This is a genomic window from Rahnella victoriana (genome assembly GCF_004330295.1).
GTDB classification, from domain to species: Bacteria; Pseudomonadota; Gammaproteobacteria; order Enterobacterales; family Enterobacteriaceae; genus Rahnella; species Rahnella victoriana.
Genome location: NZ_SJOJ01000012.1, coordinates 80,982 through 97,681, shown reverse-complemented (window position 1 = coordinate 97,681; position 16,700 = coordinate 80,982). Strand labels below are relative to the sequence as shown.

The window sequence follows — 16,700 nt, the reverse complement described above, 5'->3', positions numbered from 1 at the left end:
TCAGCCGTCATAAGCTCTGAAATGTGAAAGGCCGCGAAAGCGGCCTTTTTTGTGGAATTTTTTCAGCAGTGGCTGCTATTTCTTGCAACCAGTCACTTGCGGATAGTTTCGGCAAACCAGCATGAGTTTATGTTTCGGTTCGAAGCCTTTATCCAGCATACATTGCTGAACTTTCGCCGCTTTCAGGACAGTCGGAATAAAAGGAACCGAGCCTAAGGGTTTCGGATATCCGCACTCATACATCACCTGTAACGCGAGCTTATCGTTCTCAACAGCGTGCGAAAAATGCAGTGAGGCGCCTGCTTTACGCCAGCTGATGAGCTGCGATTCAACCCGGCCTGAATCCGGTTTGATCGGGTGAAAACCCTCATCGGCTACAAAAGGTAGCGCTTCGAGCTGCCGCTGGCTCAGCGGATGTCCCTGCTGTTTCCCGATGCAGGCAGGGGTGTTTTTGTGGTAATCACAAATATGGAAATCACCCTTATAGGTAAATCCTTTCCCCTCCATGCACTGGAAATACAGCACCGTTTCATTCTCAGTAAAAGAAGGTTCAGGCCCCGGAAGCGGGACGCCGCATTGTCCCATCGCAACACGCGTTTCATCGATGTTGGTTTTGGGGCGTTGCCACTGGGTGAGATCAGGCGGCGGCGGGCATCCGGTGAGCAGAAAAACCGAACCAATGAGCGCAGATGAAGAAACCAGAGAAAAATAGCGAGGCATTAAAATCCCTTATTTATAATGATGATAGCGACTTCCTAAATTCCCGGCAGGCTCAGGGAGCGAAAGGGAAAGCATAACTTTAGTCCAGTATCTGGAAATAGACGGGTTTTTACATCCCCTGAGAGGAGGAGTAACACGATGAATGAGGTTCTGGAAGAGATAAAGGCGCTGGAATGTAGCCTTCATGGTGGCAGACGCACAGATGAAAAGTGGCTGGAAAGGGTTCTGCATCCGGCCTTCCGTGAAATCACGCGTTCGGGGCGAATGGTTGACTGGCAACAGACGGTGACGGCGCTGACTGCTGAAACACAAGAATTAAGCCTCAAAGCGGAAGATTTTCAGCTGCAGAGGCTTAATGAAGGTTGCGCGATCCTGACGTATAAAACCTTTACGCGCGCGGGAGATGAAAAGCGGCGTTATACGCTGCGCTCCTCTTGCTGGATGAAAGTCGTAGGAACCGGCTGGCAGATGATTTTTCATCAGGGCACGCCAGCGGCTGAAACGCTGGCGTGACACCTTGCGCGGAACTAAGAAGCACAACCCTCTGGCTTAAAGACCCGCGCAGTTGAGGCCGGATTATTTGCCAGCTTATTCGCCGGTCTGCGCGGACGGGCGACAAGTTCTCCGCCGCAGTTGGGGCATATTCCCTTCAGCGTGTTTTCGGCACAAGGAACGCAGAAGGTGCATTCAAACGAACAAATCCTCGCATCGGCGGCAGGCGGCAGATCGGTATTGCAGCACTCACAGTTGGGTCTCAGTTCCAGCATAGAATTTATCCTTCCTCAGCACGTTTATGTTTCAGCCATTCTGCAGGTGAGTGGCAGGGTTTCGCAAGCGGCTCAGGCTGATCAGCATCGCCAGCACCGTGGCAATCACCGCGACCCACAAACTGACCTTCACCGCCTGCGCTTCGTGTAACACCGTGCTGGCAGAATAAAGTGTCAGGATAATGCCGACGCACGCCGTTCCCAGACACTGTCCGAAGGTGCGCATGATCGCCAGCACGCCGGAGGCATAGCCGCTGTTTTCCCGTGAAGCGTTGGAGAGCATTTCGCGGTTGTTCGGACTCTGGAAACAGCCGAAACCGAGGCCGCAGACAAAGCTTCGCAGACAAATATCCCACATCTGCGGGTGTTGTGGCAGTTGTGCCAGCAGCAATAAACCCAGCGCGAACACGCACAATCCCACGGTCGAAATGATCGCTGCCGGATAGCGGTCAGCGAGGCGTCCTGCGTGTGGCGCGGCGAGAATAATCCCCAGCGGCCACGGCGTGAAAAGCAATGCGGAAACAAAGGCGCTGTAGCCGTAAACGCTCTGAAACAGAAACGGCAGCGCGACGAATGTAATGCCCTGACTGACGAAAGTGGCCAGCGAGGTAAACGCCGCCAGCGTGAAGCGGGTGGACGCAAACATGCCAAGCGGCAGCAGCGGTTTTGGCGCACGGCGCTGACGCCAGACAAAGGCCACGCCTGCAATGATTGCGGTCACGCCATACGTTAAGGCTATCGCCAGTTCACCCGTTCCCGGACGTGCGAAGGATTCCGCGGCCATAATCAGTGCGCCCAGCGCCACCGCCGATAAAATCGCCCCCGCGGTATCAAATGGTTGCGGCGTGCTGGCCGGATTGGAGGGCACCACGCGCAGGGTAATAACGACGGCAATCATACCGAGCGGAATATTAATGGCGAACAGCCATTGCCAGCTCATCGCGGAAAGTATGGTCCCGCCCAGAACCGGCGCGACGGCGGTGCTGGTGGCGATCATCAGGGCATTCAGCCCCAGCACTCGTCCGAGCAGCCGGTTGGGGAACACGGAACGCAGAATCGCCGGACCGATACTCAGCGTGGCGGCCGCCCCGATACCCTGAAGCACCCGCATGATAATCAGCATATCGAGGGATGTTGACAGCACGCAGCCCAGCGAGGACAGGGTAAAGACCGTCAGCCCGGCAGCAAACAGCCGGCGAAAGCCGATGTGGCTGGCCAGCGCGGCAAATATCGCCAGCGTCATGGATGCGGAAAGCAGATAACCGTTCGACACCCACACCGCCGCGCCCGCCGGAATCGCCATCGCCTGCGCGATTTGCGGCAGGGCGATGTTGACCATCGAGCCGTCGAACACCGCCATCGTCGCCATGATCATCACGGCTGCCATGGCCAGTCCCCGTTCGTGGCCGGGTAATCCTTCATCGCCTGGTTGGTCGGAAAAAAGTTCCATAACGCATTCGCCTTATTGATATTGAGTCAGGTAACTATACCGGCAGGAAATATAGTGCGGAAGACGCACTATCTGCACTTAATACCTGCGCCAAACGCCTTCTCTCATTTTTACGGCTGCGCTACTATGGCGGGATGACTGAACCTGATCTGAACTTACTTATTGCGCTTGATGTGCTGCTGGCGGAAGGCAGTGTCGCTGGTGCTGCCCGTCGTCTGGGTTTAAGCGCGTCGGCCATGAGCCGCACATTGAGCCGCCTGCGTGCCACCACCGGCGACCCGCTGCTGGTGCGCGCCGGGCGAAATATGGTGCTGACGCCTTACGCCGAAGAGATCCGCCAGCGTGCGCAGAACGCCGCCTTTGAGGCGCGCGCCCTGTTACGGCCTTCATCGGCAGATTTTAATCTGGCCACACTTGAACGTACTTTTCTGATCCGATCCAACGACGGTTTTGTGGTGGCTTTCGGCGCAGCGATGATTGCCGCCGCCGCGCAGGTAGCCCCTTCTGTGTGTCTGCGGTTTATGCCAAAACCGGAAAAAACCTCAAATGCGCTGCGGGAAGGGCGGGTCGATCTTGAGATCGGTGTTTTAGGCGATATGGGGCCGGAAATCCGCTTACAGACGTTGTTCCGCGACAGGTTTATGGGCGTGGTCAGAAAAGGCCATCCGCTGGCGGCGGAGAAAGAGCTTACCGCGAACGATTATGTGTCTTTCGGGCATGTGGTGGTGTCGCGCCGCAACAAAACCTACGGGCCGGTGGATGACGCGCTGGCCGAAGTCGGGCTGAAAAGGAAAATTGCCGCCGTCGTGCCGGGTTTTTCCGCCGCCCTGGCGATTGCGCAAAACTCCGATCTGGTGGCGCTGATCCCCGCCTCATTCCTGATTGCTGAGCCAGACCGGCTTTATGCCTTTGAACTGCCGGTAAAAACCCGCGAAATCACCATTTCCCAGATGTGGCATCCGCGTTCAGAAGTTGACCCCGCGCACCGCTGGCTGCGGCAACTGGTGCTGAGTGTGTGCCGGGAAAAAGGGCCGGGTTAACGGTTTACTCGGCTTCCAGATAATGCTTCAGCGTCATGCGCAAATCAGGCGTTAATTCCTTGATGTTGTTGAGCATCCAGCGCAGATACATCGGGTCGTCTTCGGCTATTTCGGCAATTTTCCTGCCGCGATATTTGCCGAACATCATGGTGCTGACTAACGCAGGTCGCCCGGTGATCGTCACCATTTCTTCCGGCGTCCAGCCGGATTCCTCCATGATGCGGATCAGCAGCGCGGCAGTGATGTAGCAGTCAAACAGTGCGCGGTGATGATGCAGATCGGCTGGCGTGGCAACCTGCAATTTGAGGGATTTATAGAGCGCCATGTTGCTGTATTTGATCCCCGGCCATAAACGGCGGGAAAGTTTCACGGTGCAAATCCAGTCGCCCGGCATCTCAGGCAGCATACGCTGGTCAAAACTGGCGTTATGCGCCACATAATATTGACTGCCGTGGTAGCGGGGGATGATCTCTTCAATCCACGGTTTGTCGGCCACCATCGCCTCGGTGATTTTGTGGATTGCCATCGCCTGATGGCTGATCGGGCGGTCAGGGCGCACCAGATCGCTCATCGGATTGACGATTTTACCGTTTTCAATATCGACAGAGGCCACTTCCACCACGCCGCCTTGCAGTCCGCAGGTTTCCGTATCAATTACACGCAACATATTCCACTCCAGAGGCTCACCGGACTCTTTCTAAAAACGCTAGCCTAACGGATTGATTTCCTCATGCCCACTTTTCTCATCACAAAGTGCACGCACAAATATGTCCTCACAGTCGTTCCGTCTATTTCCTGTACAGATCACATTTCTTCCCGCTTTCGTGAAAATGCTCACATTCACCCGTGCAGATGCCCAAACAAACCCCAAAATTTTCGGCTTTTAGCCGTGGAAATGCGTCCGTAAACTGGCTAAGTTCAATAATGAAACGGTATTTTATTATTGTTGGATTGCGGTTTTAAAGAAATGTGAGCGCGCTCACATGGCTGAATGAACACGCAATTGCGGTGCGCTCTGAAGAGCGTCAACTCTCTCAGTAATGGCAGGTATCGCTGTGAAAATAAGTTCTGTTGAAGTTTCTGTTTTTACTTATCCGACCCGTCGTGTTTCTGACAGCGCGGGTCATTCTCATCCGGGTGAAGAAAGTCAGGCGAAAATGGCGATGTTAACCATCACTACCGATGAAGGCGATTGCGGCTATTCCTTTGCGCCGCCGGAAGTGGTGCGTCCGCATGTTGTGAACGCCTTTTTCAGAAAAGTGCTGATCGGCCAGAATCCGTTCGACCGCGAGCGTCTGTGGCAGGATTTGGTGCACTGGCAGCGTGGCAGCGCGCATCAGCTGACCGAACGGGCGCTGTCGTTTGTCGAGCAGGCGCTGTGGGATCTGATTGGCCGCAAACTGAACATGCCGGTGCACAAACTGCTGGGCGGATTCCGTGAAAAAGTCCCGGCGTACGGCAGCACCATGTGCGGCGATGAGCTGAAAGGCGGACTGTCGACGCCGGACGAGTTCGGCCAGTTCGCCGAGAAGCTGGTGGCACGCGGTTATCAGGCCATCAAGCTGCACACCTGGATGCCGCCGGTGGCGTTCGCGCCGGATCCGAAAATGGATATCAAAGCCTGCGCCGCCGTACGTGAAGCGGTCGGCCCGGATATCGACCTGATGCTCGACGGCTATCACTGGTACAGCCGCAGTCAGGCGCTGACGATTGGTAAGGCGCTGGAAAAACTCAACTTCGCGTGGTTCGAAGAACCGATGGAAGAAGAGAGCATGGCGTCGTACGCATGGCTGGCGGAAAACCTGTCTATCGACGTGATCGGGCCGGAAAGTCTCGGCGGTAAACATCACAGCCGTGCGGACTGGGTGAAAGCCGGTGCCTGCGACATTTTACGTGCCGGAGCCAATGGCGTCGGCGGCATCTCGCCGTGCATGAAAGTCGCCAGTCTGGCGGAAGCCTTCGGCATGGACTGCGAAGTGCACGGCAACGGCGCGGCCAGTCTGGCGGTGGTCGGTGCCATCCGCAACTGCCGCTGGTACGAACGCGGTCTGCTGCATCCGTTCCTCGAGTACGACGAACCGGCAGCGTATCTGAACAGCATTGTTGATCCGATGGATGAACAGGGCTTTGTGCATCTCTCTGACCGCCCTGGCCTGGGCGAGGACATCAATTTTGATTACATAGAAACCCATACCGTCAGCCGCGACTGACCTGCGGGCAGAAAAAATAATAAACCTCTGACTCTACCCGGAAGGTACATCATGAACTCTGGCAAAACATGGGGCGCGTGGCTTTTCGCGCTCCTGCTGATGACCGGTGGCTGGACGGCGCAGGCGAAAACGCCGCCCGACCAGCTGATCATCGGCATGAACATGAATAACCTGTTAACGCTCGATCCGGCAGCGATGACCGGCAATGACATTGTCGGCATCGTGGTCAATCTTTACGACCCGCTGATTGAACTGGATCCGCAACAACTGACCAACGTGCGCCCGGCGCTGGCGACCTCGTGGGAGGTCAATGCCGACCGCAACCTCATCACCTTTCATCTGCGCGACGGCGTGAAATTCCACTCCGGTAATCCGGTCACCGCCGACGATGTGGTGTGGTCGATGCGCCGGATCCTGCACCTCAATCTGGCGCAGGCGTCGGTGTGGAAATCCTACGGTTTCAGCAAAAAGAATGTCGACGAGATGGTGCGTTCGCCGTCTCCCGGTATCGTCGAAATACAGCTGCCAAAACCGAATGACCCGAAACTGGTGATCTACTCGCTGGCCGCGCTCGGCAGCGTGGTGGCGCTGGACAGCAAAACCGTGCAGGCGCATGAAGTGAACGGCGACTGGGGCAACCGCTGGCTGACCACTAACGAAGCCGGTTCCGGCCCGTTCCGCCTCGATAACTGGCAGGCAAAAGACGTGCTGAACATGAGCCGTAATCCGCAGTACTGGCGCGGCGAGCCGAAACTTTCCCGCGTGGTATTCCGTCATTTTCAGGAATCCCAGACATTGCGCCTGATGATTGAAAAAGGCGATCTGGATATTGCCAACAACATGGCGGTGTCCGACGTTAAGGCGCTGAGTCACGACCCGGCCATGCAGGTCGATCAGGTGAAAAAAGGCACCATTTATTACGTGGCGATGAGCATGAAAGAGCCGCATTTCGCCAACCCGAAAGTGCGCGAAGCGGTGCGCTATCTGATTGATTATCAGGGTATCGGCAAGGCGCTGATGAACGGCTATGGCATTGTGCATCAGCGGCCGATTCAGGTCGGTATGCCTGCCACGCTGCCGGATCCGGGTTATACGCTGGATATTCCGCGTGCTAAAACCCTGCTGGCGGAAGCCGGTTATCCCGACGGTTTTGATACCACGCTGCGGGTGCTGGCCGATCAGCCGTTCCTCAATATCGCCATTGCCGTGCAGTCGACGCTGATGCAGGCAGGCATTCGCGCCAAAATCGTCACCGGTACCGGCAACCAGATTTACGGTGCGATGCGTGAACGTAAGTTTGCGATGCTGGTCGGGCGTGGCGGCAGCGGCGTGGAACCGCATCCGCATTCCAGCCTGCGCGCGCTGGTTTATAACCCGGACAACAACGATGCGGCGCGGCTGACCAATTTTCAGGGCTGGCGCACCGGTTTTTACGACAAGCAGCTGAATGCGCAGATTGATCAGGCGCTGCTTGAACGCGATCCGGAAAAACAGAAACAGGATTACTTCGCCATTCAGCAACGCTACGACGCGCTGATCCCGGCGCTGGTGCCGGTATCTCAAATGGTGGATTCCATCGTGGTGCGCAGGGATGTCAAAAATTACCTGCCGCATCCTTCCGCGACCACCTTCCTGCGCGATGTCTGGAAAGACGAACCTGTCGACGTGCAGCCAACCGGAGGTAAAGGGTTATGACCATGCAAATCCCGGCTCCTGCAACAAAGCAAACGGCGCGGATGTCCTTCCCGGCCGGGCGCATCGGCAAAAGGCTGGTACAGGTGGCGATCACCCTGTTTGGCCTGTTGCTGCTGACGTTTTTCATCGGGCGTGTGATGCCGGTCGATCCGGTGCTGGCGATTGTCGGGCCGGACGCCGACCACAGCACCTATGAGCAGGTTTACCACCAGCTTGGCTTTGATAAACCGCTGTGGACGCAGTTCGGCATCTACCTTTACGGGCTGGCGCACGGCGATTTGGGCAATGCGCTGCTGACCGGTAAACCGGTGACGCAGGACATTTTGCGCGTCTTCCCGGCCACCATGGAACTGGCGACGCTGGCGATCATTCTCGGCGCGGGCGTCGGTATTCCGCTCGGCGTGCTGGCGGCGGCAAAGCGCAACAGCATCGCCGATTACGTGGTGCGCATCATCAGTCTGGCCGGGTATTCCACCCCGATATTCTGGGTCGGCATGATGGGTTTACTGGTGTTTTACGCCTGGCTCGGCTGGGTCGGCGGTGCCGGTCGGGTGGATTTCAGTCTCGACGGGCAGGTCACGCGCCACAGCGGATTTATGCTGATTGACGCGCTGATCGCCGGAAACGGGGAAGTGTTCCGCAACGCGCTCAATCACCTGATCCTGCCTGCGTCACTGCTCGGTTTTCACTCGCTGGCCTACATCAGCCGTATGACCCGCAGCTTTATGCTGGCGCAGCTTTCGCAGGAATTTATCATCACTGCCCGCGTCAAAGGGCTGAGCGAATGGCATGTGCTGTGGAATCACGCGTTCCGCAACATTCTGGTCCAGTTGCTGACTGTGGTGGCGCTGGCGTATGGCTCGTTGCTGGAAGGCGCGGTGCTGATCGAAACCGTGTTTTCCTGGCCGGGCTTCGGTTCGTATCTCACCAGCAGCCTGATGCTGGGCGACATGAATGCGGTGATGGGCTGTGTGCTGGTGGTCGGCATGATTTTCGTGGTGCTGAATTTGCTCTCTGACCTGCTGTATCAGGTCTTTGATCCGAGGACAAAAGTATGACGATTTCCCTCGATTCCCTCACGCTCAGCGCGGGCGACGAAAAACGTCAGCGCGTGAAAAGGGCGGTTGGCCGTGTCGGTCATTTTCTGTGGCAGATGGTGTGTAATCCGCTGACGGCCATTGGTGGCGCGATTGTTCTGGTGCTGATGATTGTGGCGATATTTGCGCCGTGGATCGCGCCGTTCCACCCGCTGGTGCAGGATTTAAACAACGCGCTCAGTCCGCCGTCGGCCACGCACTGGTTCGGCACGGACGAGTTTGGCCGCGATATCTTCAGCCGTCTGGTGTACGGCTCGCGCATCACCTTGTATATAGTGCTGCTGGTGTCGGTGACCGTCGGGCCGCTCGGCTTGTTGCTCGGCGTGACAGCCGGGTATTTCGGCGGCAAAACGGACATGGTGCTGATGCGCGTTACCGACATCTTCATCTCCTTCCCGAGTCTGGTACTGGCGCTGGCGTTTGTCGCCGCGCTCGGGCCGGGTCTGGAACATGTGGTGATCGCCATTACGCTCACTGCCTGGCCGCCGATTGCGCGTCTGGCGCGTGCCGAAACGCTCTCGCTGCGACAGGCTGATTTTATCTCGGCGGTGCGGTTACAGGGCGCGAGTCCGCTGCGGGTTTTGTGGCGTCACATTGTGCCGCTGTGCCTGCCGTCGGTGATCATCCGAATCACCATGAACATGGCCGGTATCATTCTGACCGCTGCCGGTCTGGGCTTCCTCGGCCTCGGCGCACAGCCGCCGGATCCGGAGTGGGGCGCGATGATTTCCAGTGGTCGTACTTACATGATGGAGTGCTGGTGGGTGGCAACCATTCCCGGTCTGGCGATCCTGATTAACAGCCTGGCGTTCAACTTTTTAGGAGATGGCCTGCGTGACATCCTCGATCCCCGTAATGACTGACGCTCCGGCGTTACTCGATGTGCAGGATTTGCACGTCAGCTTTGTGAATGGCCGTCAGGTCACGCAGGCCGTACGCGGCGTGTCCTTCCAGCTCGGGCGTGAAAAACTGGCGATTGTCGGTGAATCAGGCTCGGGGAAATCCACCGTGGGCCGCGCGTTGCTGCATCTGCATCCGTCGAAAGCGCGCATCACCGCCAGCAAAATGCAGTTCGCCGACGTCGATTTGTTGCACGCCAGCCCGAAACAGATGCGTCAGGTGCGTGGCAAGCGGATTTCCATGATTATGCAGGACCCGAAATATTCGCTGAATCCGGTGCTGTGCGTCGGGGATCAGATCGCCGAGGCGTGGCGGTCGCACCACAAATGCTCCTATCACGAGGCCAAAAGCAAAGTGCTGAACATGCTCGATGTGGTGCGTATCCGCGACCCGGAACGGGTGTACGGCCTGTATCCGCACGAGATTTCCGGCGGACAGGGGCAGCGCATCATGATTGCGATGATGCTGATCACCGACCCGGAAATGGTGATCGCCGATGAGCCGACCTCGGCGCTCGATGTGTCGGTACGTTTACAGGTGCTGGCGCTGCTCGACGATCTGGTGAAAACCCGCGGTCTGGGGCTGATTTTTATCAGTCACGACATCAATCTGGTGCGCAGTTTCTGCGACCGCGTGCTGGTGATGTACGCCGGACGCATCGTCGAATCTATCGCTGCCACCGATCTGGATAACGCGCAGCATCCGTACACGCGCGGCCTGCTCAATGCGCTGCCGGACATGGATAACCGCCGTTATCCGCTGCCGGTGATGCAGCGTCAGGCCAGCTGGCTGACCGATTAAGGAGCACCTATGCCACAGAAAACCATGATTGACGTGCGCAACCTGAACCTGACGTTTGGTGAAGGGGCGAAAACCACCCAGGTGCTGACCGATGTGAATATCGCCGTGCGCGAAGGCGAGATTTTCGGGCTGGTCGGCGAATCCGGCTCAGGCAAAACTACGGTGCTGAAATGTCTGGCGGGATTGTTTACCCACTGGCAGGGCGAACTGGAAATCGAGGGTCAGCAGCTCGAACACCGCATTGGCCGCGAGCGTTGCCGGCTGGTGCAGATGGTGTTTCAGGACCCGTATGGCTCGCTGCATCCGCGCCATACCATCGGCGATATTCTGGAAGAGCCGCTGCAAATTCACCATATCGACCAGCGCGAACAGCGGATCAACACCATTCTGGAAAAAGTCGGCCTGAACCGGGCATTCCGCAGCCGGTATCCGCATCAGCTTTCCGGCGGACAGCGCCAGCGCGTGGCCATTGCGCGGGCGCTGATCCTGAAACCGCGCGTGTTACTGCTCGACGAACCGACCTCCGCGCTGGATGTCTCCGTGCAGGCGGAAATCCTCAATTTGCTGTTCGATCTGCAAAAAGAGGAAGGACTGACCTATCTGATGGTCACCCACGATCTGGGGGTTATCGCCCATCTCTGCCAGCGCGTGGCGGTGATGAAATACGGCAAAATCCTCGAAACGCTGGACACCGATGCCCTGCTGCGCGGCGATATCACCGACGATTACACCCGCGTGCTGGTGGATGCCAGCCGCGATTACAGCCGGGAAATGGCGGCAAAAGTGATGTTGTGAGGGTAAGGGAACGGTCAACACCGTACGGTTATCACCCGTACAGTGTTGACCCCTGCGGGCAGCAGGCGTAGATTATTGCGTACGGCTGACAGCCGTATCTTAATCGAGAGGTCATGATGCCCAAAGTTGAAGTTTTTCCCTCTGACGCCCGCAATATCAAAAGCGCGAGAGTTGAATTAAAAACCAGCCCGGATTTGAAGGAAATGCTGCGTGAAGCGGCGGCGGCCGCCGGGCTGGATCTGAGTGCGTTTATCCTCAATGCCGCCATCGAACGTGCGGAAAGCGTGCTGGATAATCAGCGTCGTCGTGAACTGACGGCGCAAGGCTGGCAGCAAATCAATCAGCTTATCTCGGAACCGGCTGCGCCGACGCTGGCATTACAGGGATTAATGCGGAGAAAGAAAGATGGTCAATCTGCAGAGTAAAGCCACCGGCGTGATGGTGTGTCGCTATCAGGCGGACATCACTTATCCCGGCAACAAACATTTTGACTGCGGGAATCCGGTGCTGAATGCCTTTGTGCGCAATTCGCTAAAGAAAAGCGTACGGGACGGTAACTGTGCCGCCAAAGCCCTGATCGATGCACAGACCGGCGAGCTTTTCGGGGTATGCACTTTTTCAGCGTACTGGCTGGAGCGGGGGAAGTTAGCCGGGGCGGTAAGTGGCTCTCTTCCTCTCGAAGTCGGCGTTGTGCGGCTCATTATGCTGGGGGTCGCGACCAAAGTTCAGAACCGCGGTTACGGGCAGGATTTGCTGCTGGCGTTTTTTGAGCAGATCAAAATTATTCATGCCGCGTTACCGGTCAAAGGCGTTTATCTGGATGCCGCGCCCGCGGCAGTTAATTTCTATGTACGACTCGGATTTGTACAACTGGATGCGCCCGCCAATGCCTTTGGCGCCGTGCCCATGTTTCTGGGGATCCAGCATATTCTTGCCGCATGAAAAGCGTCCTCCCGCTACGGGAGGACCTGAACCTACACCGCCCGCCGCCGCTTTGCCACCCACTGGCGCAACAGACCTTCCGCGCTGACCGTCATAATCCCCAGCAGGATCAGTAAGGCGCCGAGGATAAAATTCCCTTTCAGCGGTTCATGCAGCAACACCACACCGGCGATGATGCCGAATACCGGCGTCATAAACGAGAGAATGCCCAGACGCGATGCCTGATAACGACGTAACAGGCTGAACCAGGCGAGATAGCTGGCGAACGTCACAATCACCGTCTGGAACAGCATGCTGCTGACTGAAACCGGGGTGAAGCGCAATTGCGTCTGGCCGGTCAGCAGGGCCATTGCGCCGAGCAGGACAAACGCGCCTGCCAGCTGATAGAACAATGTCATGGTGGCGCTGCCCGACGACAATGCGCTGCGGCGAACCACAATCGTGGTCATGCCCCAGAAAGCGCCCGCCAGCAGACCGAAGAAGTCGCCGAGCAGCATATTGCTGGCCTGCGGAACCGCGCCGTTGTGACCGCCAAACATAAAGGCGACGATGACGCCGATAAAAGTCACGCCCACGCCGGCCCATTGCAGGGCGCTGAGACGTTCTTCCGGCACCAGAAAATGCAACCCGAGCGCCGCAAAGAGGGGGGCGGTATACAGAAACACCGCCATGTGCGCGGCGGTGGTGAACCGCAATCCTTCGGCGACAAACATAAACTCGACGGAAAACAGCAAGCCAACCAGCAATCCGGGCAGCAGGGTGGCTGCGCTGAAGGGGATTTTCCGCTGACGTATCAGCATCAGCACCATCACGGCAAAACCAGCCATCCCGGAGCGCAATGCCACCTGCAACAGCGGCGCGATATCCGCAGCGGCACTTTTGATCGCCACCTGCTGCACACCCCAGATAATACATAATCCAATCATCACGCTGCTGGCGAATCCGTCCAGCGGTTTACGCGGATCCATTTGCTGTCGTCCTGTTAAAAAAGCGAGGCGACAGCTTAACGCGAAAACTGCCTGCGGTCACCGCCATCACGGACAGCAACGCCAGCGCACCGGCCGGGGCAAGCACGCTCCACGGCGCGCGTTCGATATACGGCATTCCTTCCGCCAGTACTCGGCCCCATTCCGGTTCGGGCGGCGGTGCGCCAAGCCCGAGAAAACCCAACGACGCCAGCGCCAGCGCGATACCCGGCAGCCGCAACAAAGTATGGCGGATTAACGGCCCGGCCAGTGCCGGAAGCACATAAAACAAATTACGGCGCAACGCGCCAACGCCCACCACCGGCAGCATTTTCATGTAGGGTCTGGCACGTATTTCGGCCACCAGCGCGGCGGTATGCGCGGCAAGGGGTGCCCAGCTGACGGCAGTCACGGCGATGAGGGCACCGGTCGCCGTCGGGCCATTGACGGCGGCAACCACCAGCCCGGCAATCACCGGTGGCAGGGCATTGGTGGTCTCAATGGGACCGGCCATGATGCGGGGAAACGCACCGGCGGATACGCCCGCCATCAGACACATCAGCGAAACGGCCAGCGCCTGTAAACAGGTATTAAGCGTGCCCTGCGCCACCCGAGCCAGCAGGTCACGCCCCATGGCATCAGCACCAAAAGGCAGGGCGAAGGAGGGCGGCTGCAAACGTAATGCGCCAGAGGTCAGCGGGTCACGCCATATTCCGGCGAGTACCATGATGATCAGCAGGGCCAGGCATAACAGCGGGATCCACGGCCGCGACGTGTTTGCGGCGCTGACCGGTTGCGGCACCGGCAATGCGCCCAGTGTCAGGGCGCGACCGAGTAATACACGCCGGACGGCACCGGTCATCATGCCCATAACGGAAGCCAGCAACAGCAGGATCAGCACGCCGGTCTGTAAGGCCGGTAAATCTCCCGCCGCCGCCGCGCCGAGTGTGGCACGCCCGAGGCCGGGAATGGCGAATACCTTTTCCACCGCAACAGCGCCGCCGGTCAGGGACACCAGCACCAGGCCGGTTAACGGCATCACGCCCGGCAAGGCGCGGCGGATAACCGCCAGGGCGGTATGGCGACGCGAAATCCCCAGCACGCTCCAGGTGGTCAGCCAGCTCTCATTAAATGCGCCGCTGAGGGCATCGGAATACAGCCGTCCCAGATATCCTCCCGCCGGGATCCCCAGCGCCAGCGAAGGCAGCACGGCGTAATGCCAGCCCAGCCAGCCATACGGCGGAAAGTATTGCAGCCAGACCGCGCCCGTAATCAGCAACACGGAGGCCAGCAAAAACTCCGGCAGCGCAGTCAGCAGCGCTGCCAGAAACCCAGCCGGACGCGGCGTGCCGCCCTGCAAACCCCGGATCATCGTACCCGCGCACAGCAGCATCGCGAGGATGAAAGCGACCAGCAGCGACGAGGCCATCAGCGTCAGGGAAACCCCGGCCGCCCGCAACATGCCCGGCAACACCGGCAGACCGGATACCCAGGACACACCGGCATCGCCCTGCAGTAATCCGCCCAGCCAGTGAACCAGCGCGTGCCACGGTCCCTGATCCAGTCCGAGCGACAGGCGGATGGCATTCAGGGTTTCTGCCGTGGCTTCCTGATCTGCGGAGCGGGCGCGCAACAAGGTCAGCGCCGGATCACTGCCGGACAGCCACGGCAGCAGGCCGATCAGCATGACAATGGCGGCCAGTGTCAGCAGCCGCGAAATCAGCGGCAGCCATGCGCCCCGGTGCTGGCCGGTACGCAGACGGCTGACGCCCGCGCAGGTGCGGCAGTAAAGAGACTCACTCATCAGTCAACCTGAACCACACGTTGTGTTGCGGAGTTGATTAAGGTGCGTTCACGCGGGTCGCGCACGGCGTCACGCAGGTCTGCCGCTTCGCCCTGAATAACACGCTCATGCAGCATCGGGATCGCGGCGTCGGTGGCGAGGATCAGGTTTTCCGCGTGCATAATGGCCTGACGACGTTCCGCACCCGCCGGGATCGCGGACGCCTGTTGCAGCGCCTGATCGATATCCGGGCGGCAAAGTTGCGCGATGTTAAACGAGCCCTTGCAGGCAAAATCGCTGTACATGTAGGCCACCGGATCACCGGAATCCAGCACCGTGGCGCGCGATAAAATAAAGGCATCAAACTTGCCCGCCAGCGCGTCCGTTTCGATTTGCGAGTACTCACGCACCACCTGTTTCACGCTAAATCCGGCGGTTGTCAGTTGCTGCGCCAGATACACCGCCACTTCCGGCAATTCAGCGCGATCGCTGAAAGTGGCAAGCGTAATGGTTTGACCGGCGGGTTTAGCGGCGGCAAGCGGATGACTCACCGGCTGGCGCAGTTCTGCCGCCCACGGCAGCGCAGGGCCGAGCAGCCCCTGTGCCACATCCGCCCGTTTTTCGTAGACGTTATCCACCAGTTGCTGACGGTTGATGGCATCGCGAACGGCGGCACGCAGCGCCGGATCCTGCATCACGCCGAGACGCGTATTGAGGTACAACGTGTTGGTGCGTGGCATCGGCACTTCATGAATTAAAGTCTGATCCAGCAATGGTGCCTGAGAGACGGGGATTGCCTCGACAATATCCGCCGAACCGGTGCGCAATGCCGCGCCACGCGCGGTGCCGTCCGGCACGAAACTGACATCGATACCGCTGGCCCTGGCCTTTTCACCCCAGTAACCGTCGAAACGCTCCAGCCTTGCGCTGCTGGTGCCGTTCACCTGCACCAGTTCGAACGGGCCGGAACCGGCATGACGCGGATCCACCACGCCGTTGTCGCGGTAGGCTTTTTGCGAAAGAATCGCCAGTTGCGGGCTGGAAAGACGCTGCGGCAGCAACGGATCCGGCTGCGCGGTGGTCACGATCACCGCCCGTTCACCGTCGGCGACAGCGGTCAGCTGGACGCCATCGAGAATGCGCGGTTTCGGTGTGGCGTGCGCGGTCACCGTCAGGGCATTGACCACGGTGGCGGCATCCAGCACGCTGCCGTCGTGGAATGTCACGTCCGGGCGCAACGCAAAGCGCCAGCTTCTGTCGCCGGTTTGCTGCCAGTCTGTCGCCAGCGCCGGTTGCGCTTCTCCGAGTTTATCCAGCACCACCAGCGTTTCGGCGGTACTCCAGCGCGAAAGCTTAAAGGCATCATCGCTGAGCGGTGTCAGGCCGGAACGTGGCGGCTGCAACATCGCCAGCCGCAGACGCGGGTCGGCGCTTTTCGGGGTGGCGTTATCGGCTTCATTGAAGCAACCGGTCAGCAAAAGGGCAGCAGAAAGCAGCCCGGCCAGCGGGCTTAACAGTTTCAGGGGCATCAGAAA

The 16,700-nt window shown here is 58.5% G+C and carries 17 protein-coding genes; 10 read left to right on the top strand and 7 right to left on the bottom strand.

The features are described 5' to 3' along the window. Positions 1 to 75 precede the first annotated feature (75 nt). Positions 76 to 720: a hypothetical protein gene (locus EYY67_RS12050; protein ID WP_131693577.1), complete on the bottom strand. Its 645-nt coding sequence runs from the start codon at positions 718 to 720 to the stop codon at positions 76 to 78. 138 nt (positions 721 to 858) lie between these two features. On the opposite strand from EYY67_RS12050, the gene EYY67_RS12045 reads away from it, so the two are divergent. After that, the gene (locus EYY67_RS12045; RefSeq protein WP_119824804.1) at positions 859 to 1,233 is read left to right on the top strand and encodes a nuclear transport factor 2 family protein; all 375 of its coding nucleotides are present in this window, start codon (positions 859 to 861) and stop codon (positions 1,231 to 1,233) included. Between the two features lie 14 nt (positions 1,234 to 1,247). Here the strand turns inward: EYY67_RS12045 and EYY67_RS12040 are convergent, their stop codons facing one another. Together EYY67_RS12040 and EYY67_RS12035 are read right to left on the bottom strand one after the other, a co-directional pair. Further along, positions 1,248 to 1,487, bottom strand: coding sequence for a DUF1272 domain-containing protein (locus EYY67_RS12040; RefSeq protein ID WP_014341765.1), 240 nt, complete (start codon positions 1,485 to 1,487; stop codon positions 1,248 to 1,250). 31 nt (positions 1,488 to 1,518) lie between these two features. Then, positions 1,519 to 2,937 carry a DHA2 family efflux MFS transporter permease subunit gene (locus EYY67_RS12035; protein ID WP_131693576.1) on the bottom strand — a complete coding sequence of 473 codons (1,419 nt, stop codon included), beginning with the start codon at positions 2,935 to 2,937 and terminating at the stop codon, positions 1,519 to 1,521. 134 nt (positions 2,938 to 3,071) lie between these two features. Here EYY67_RS12035 and EYY67_RS12030 point away from each other — a divergent pair, with 134 nt between their 5' ends. Beyond that, positions 3,072 to 3,977 carry a LysR family transcriptional regulator gene (locus tag EYY67_RS12030; protein ID WP_131693575.1) on the top strand — a complete coding sequence of 302 codons (906 nt, stop codon included), beginning with the start codon at positions 3,072 to 3,074 and terminating at the stop codon, positions 3,975 to 3,977. Between the two features lie 4 nt (positions 3,978 to 3,981). On the opposite strand, the gene exoX is transcribed toward EYY67_RS12030, so the two are convergent. Further along, positions 3,982 to 4,644 (bottom strand): exodeoxyribonuclease X, encoded by a 663-nt coding sequence (gene exoX / locus EYY67_RS12025; protein WP_095925467.1) that lies wholly within the window; start codon positions 4,642 to 4,644, stop codon positions 3,982 to 3,984. Between the two features lie 388 nt (positions 4,645 to 5,032). On the opposite strand from exoX, the gene EYY67_RS12020 reads away from it, so the two are divergent. The 8 genes from EYY67_RS12020 (at position 5,033) to EYY67_RS11985 (ending at position 12,417) form a co-directional block, all read left to right on the top strand. Then, positions 5,033 to 6,187, top strand: coding sequence for a mandelate racemase family protein (locus tag EYY67_RS12020; RefSeq protein WP_095925837.1), 1,155 nt, complete (start codon positions 5,033 to 5,035; stop codon positions 6,185 to 6,187). A 51-nt stretch (positions 6,188 to 6,238) separates the two neighbouring features. Continuing rightward, positions 6,239 to 7,882, top strand: coding sequence for an ABC transporter substrate-binding protein (locus EYY67_RS12015; RefSeq protein WP_131693574.1), 1,644 nt, complete (start codon positions 6,239 to 6,241; stop codon positions 7,880 to 7,882). Between the two features lie 41 nt (positions 7,883 to 7,923). Continuing rightward, on the top strand, positions 7,924 to 8,940 hold the full coding sequence (locus EYY67_RS12010) for an ABC transporter permease (protein ID WP_095925839.1): 1,017 nt from the start codon (positions 7,924 to 7,926) through the stop codon (positions 8,938 to 8,940). Then, on the top strand, positions 8,937 to 9,842 hold the full coding sequence (locus tag EYY67_RS12005) for an ABC transporter permease (RefSeq protein WP_131693573.1): 906 nt from the start codon (positions 8,937 to 8,939) through the stop codon (positions 9,840 to 9,842). The genes EYY67_RS12010 and EYY67_RS12005 overlap by 4 nt, the downstream gene beginning before the upstream one ends. Continuing rightward, entirely contained in the window at positions 9,814 to 10,680 is an 867-nt protein-coding gene (locus EYY67_RS12000) for an ABC transporter ATP-binding protein (RefSeq protein WP_095925840.1), read from the top strand. The genes EYY67_RS12005 and EYY67_RS12000 overlap by 29 nt, the downstream gene beginning before the upstream one ends. 24 nt (positions 10,681 to 10,704) lie before the next feature. Then, on the top strand, positions 10,705 to 11,475 hold the full coding sequence (locus tag EYY67_RS11995) for an ABC transporter ATP-binding protein (protein WP_131693635.1): 771 nt from the start codon (positions 10,705 to 10,707) through the stop codon (positions 11,473 to 11,475). A gap of 116 nt (positions 11,476 to 11,591) precedes the next feature. Continuing rightward, on the top strand, positions 11,592 to 11,900 hold the full coding sequence (locus EYY67_RS11990; RefSeq protein ID WP_131693634.1) for a type II toxin-antitoxin system TacA family antitoxin: 309 nt from the start codon (positions 11,592 to 11,594) through the stop codon (positions 11,898 to 11,900). Next, a complete protein-coding gene (locus EYY67_RS11985; RefSeq protein WP_131693572.1) occupies positions 11,881 to 12,417 on the top strand; it encodes a GNAT family N-acetyltransferase in 537 nt (178 codons plus the stop codon). Before EYY67_RS11990 ends, EYY67_RS11985 begins: the two co-directional genes overlap by 20 nt. Positions 12,418 to 12,449: 32 nt before the next feature. On the opposite strand, the gene EYY67_RS11980 is transcribed toward EYY67_RS11985, so the two are convergent. The 3 genes from EYY67_RS11980 to EYY67_RS11970 are packed head-to-tail and all read right to left on the bottom strand — an operon-like array spanning position 12,450 to position 16,694. After that, positions 12,450 to 13,385: a DMT family transporter gene (locus EYY67_RS11980; protein ID WP_131693571.1), complete on the bottom strand. Its 936-nt coding sequence runs from the start codon at positions 13,383 to 13,385 to the stop codon at positions 12,450 to 12,452. Next, positions 13,372 to 15,186, bottom strand: a complete 1,815-nt coding sequence (locus EYY67_RS11975) for an ABC transporter permease subunit (RefSeq protein WP_131693570.1) — start codon at positions 15,184 to 15,186, stop codon at positions 13,372 to 13,374. Before EYY67_RS11975 ends, EYY67_RS11980 begins: the two co-directional genes overlap by 14 nt. Beyond that, a complete protein-coding gene (locus EYY67_RS11970; protein WP_131693569.1) occupies positions 15,186 to 16,694 on the bottom strand; it encodes an ABC transporter substrate-binding protein in 1,509 nt (502 codons plus the stop codon). Before EYY67_RS11970 ends, EYY67_RS11975 begins: the two co-directional genes overlap by 1 nt. Positions 16,695 to 16,700: the final 6 nt, after the last annotated feature.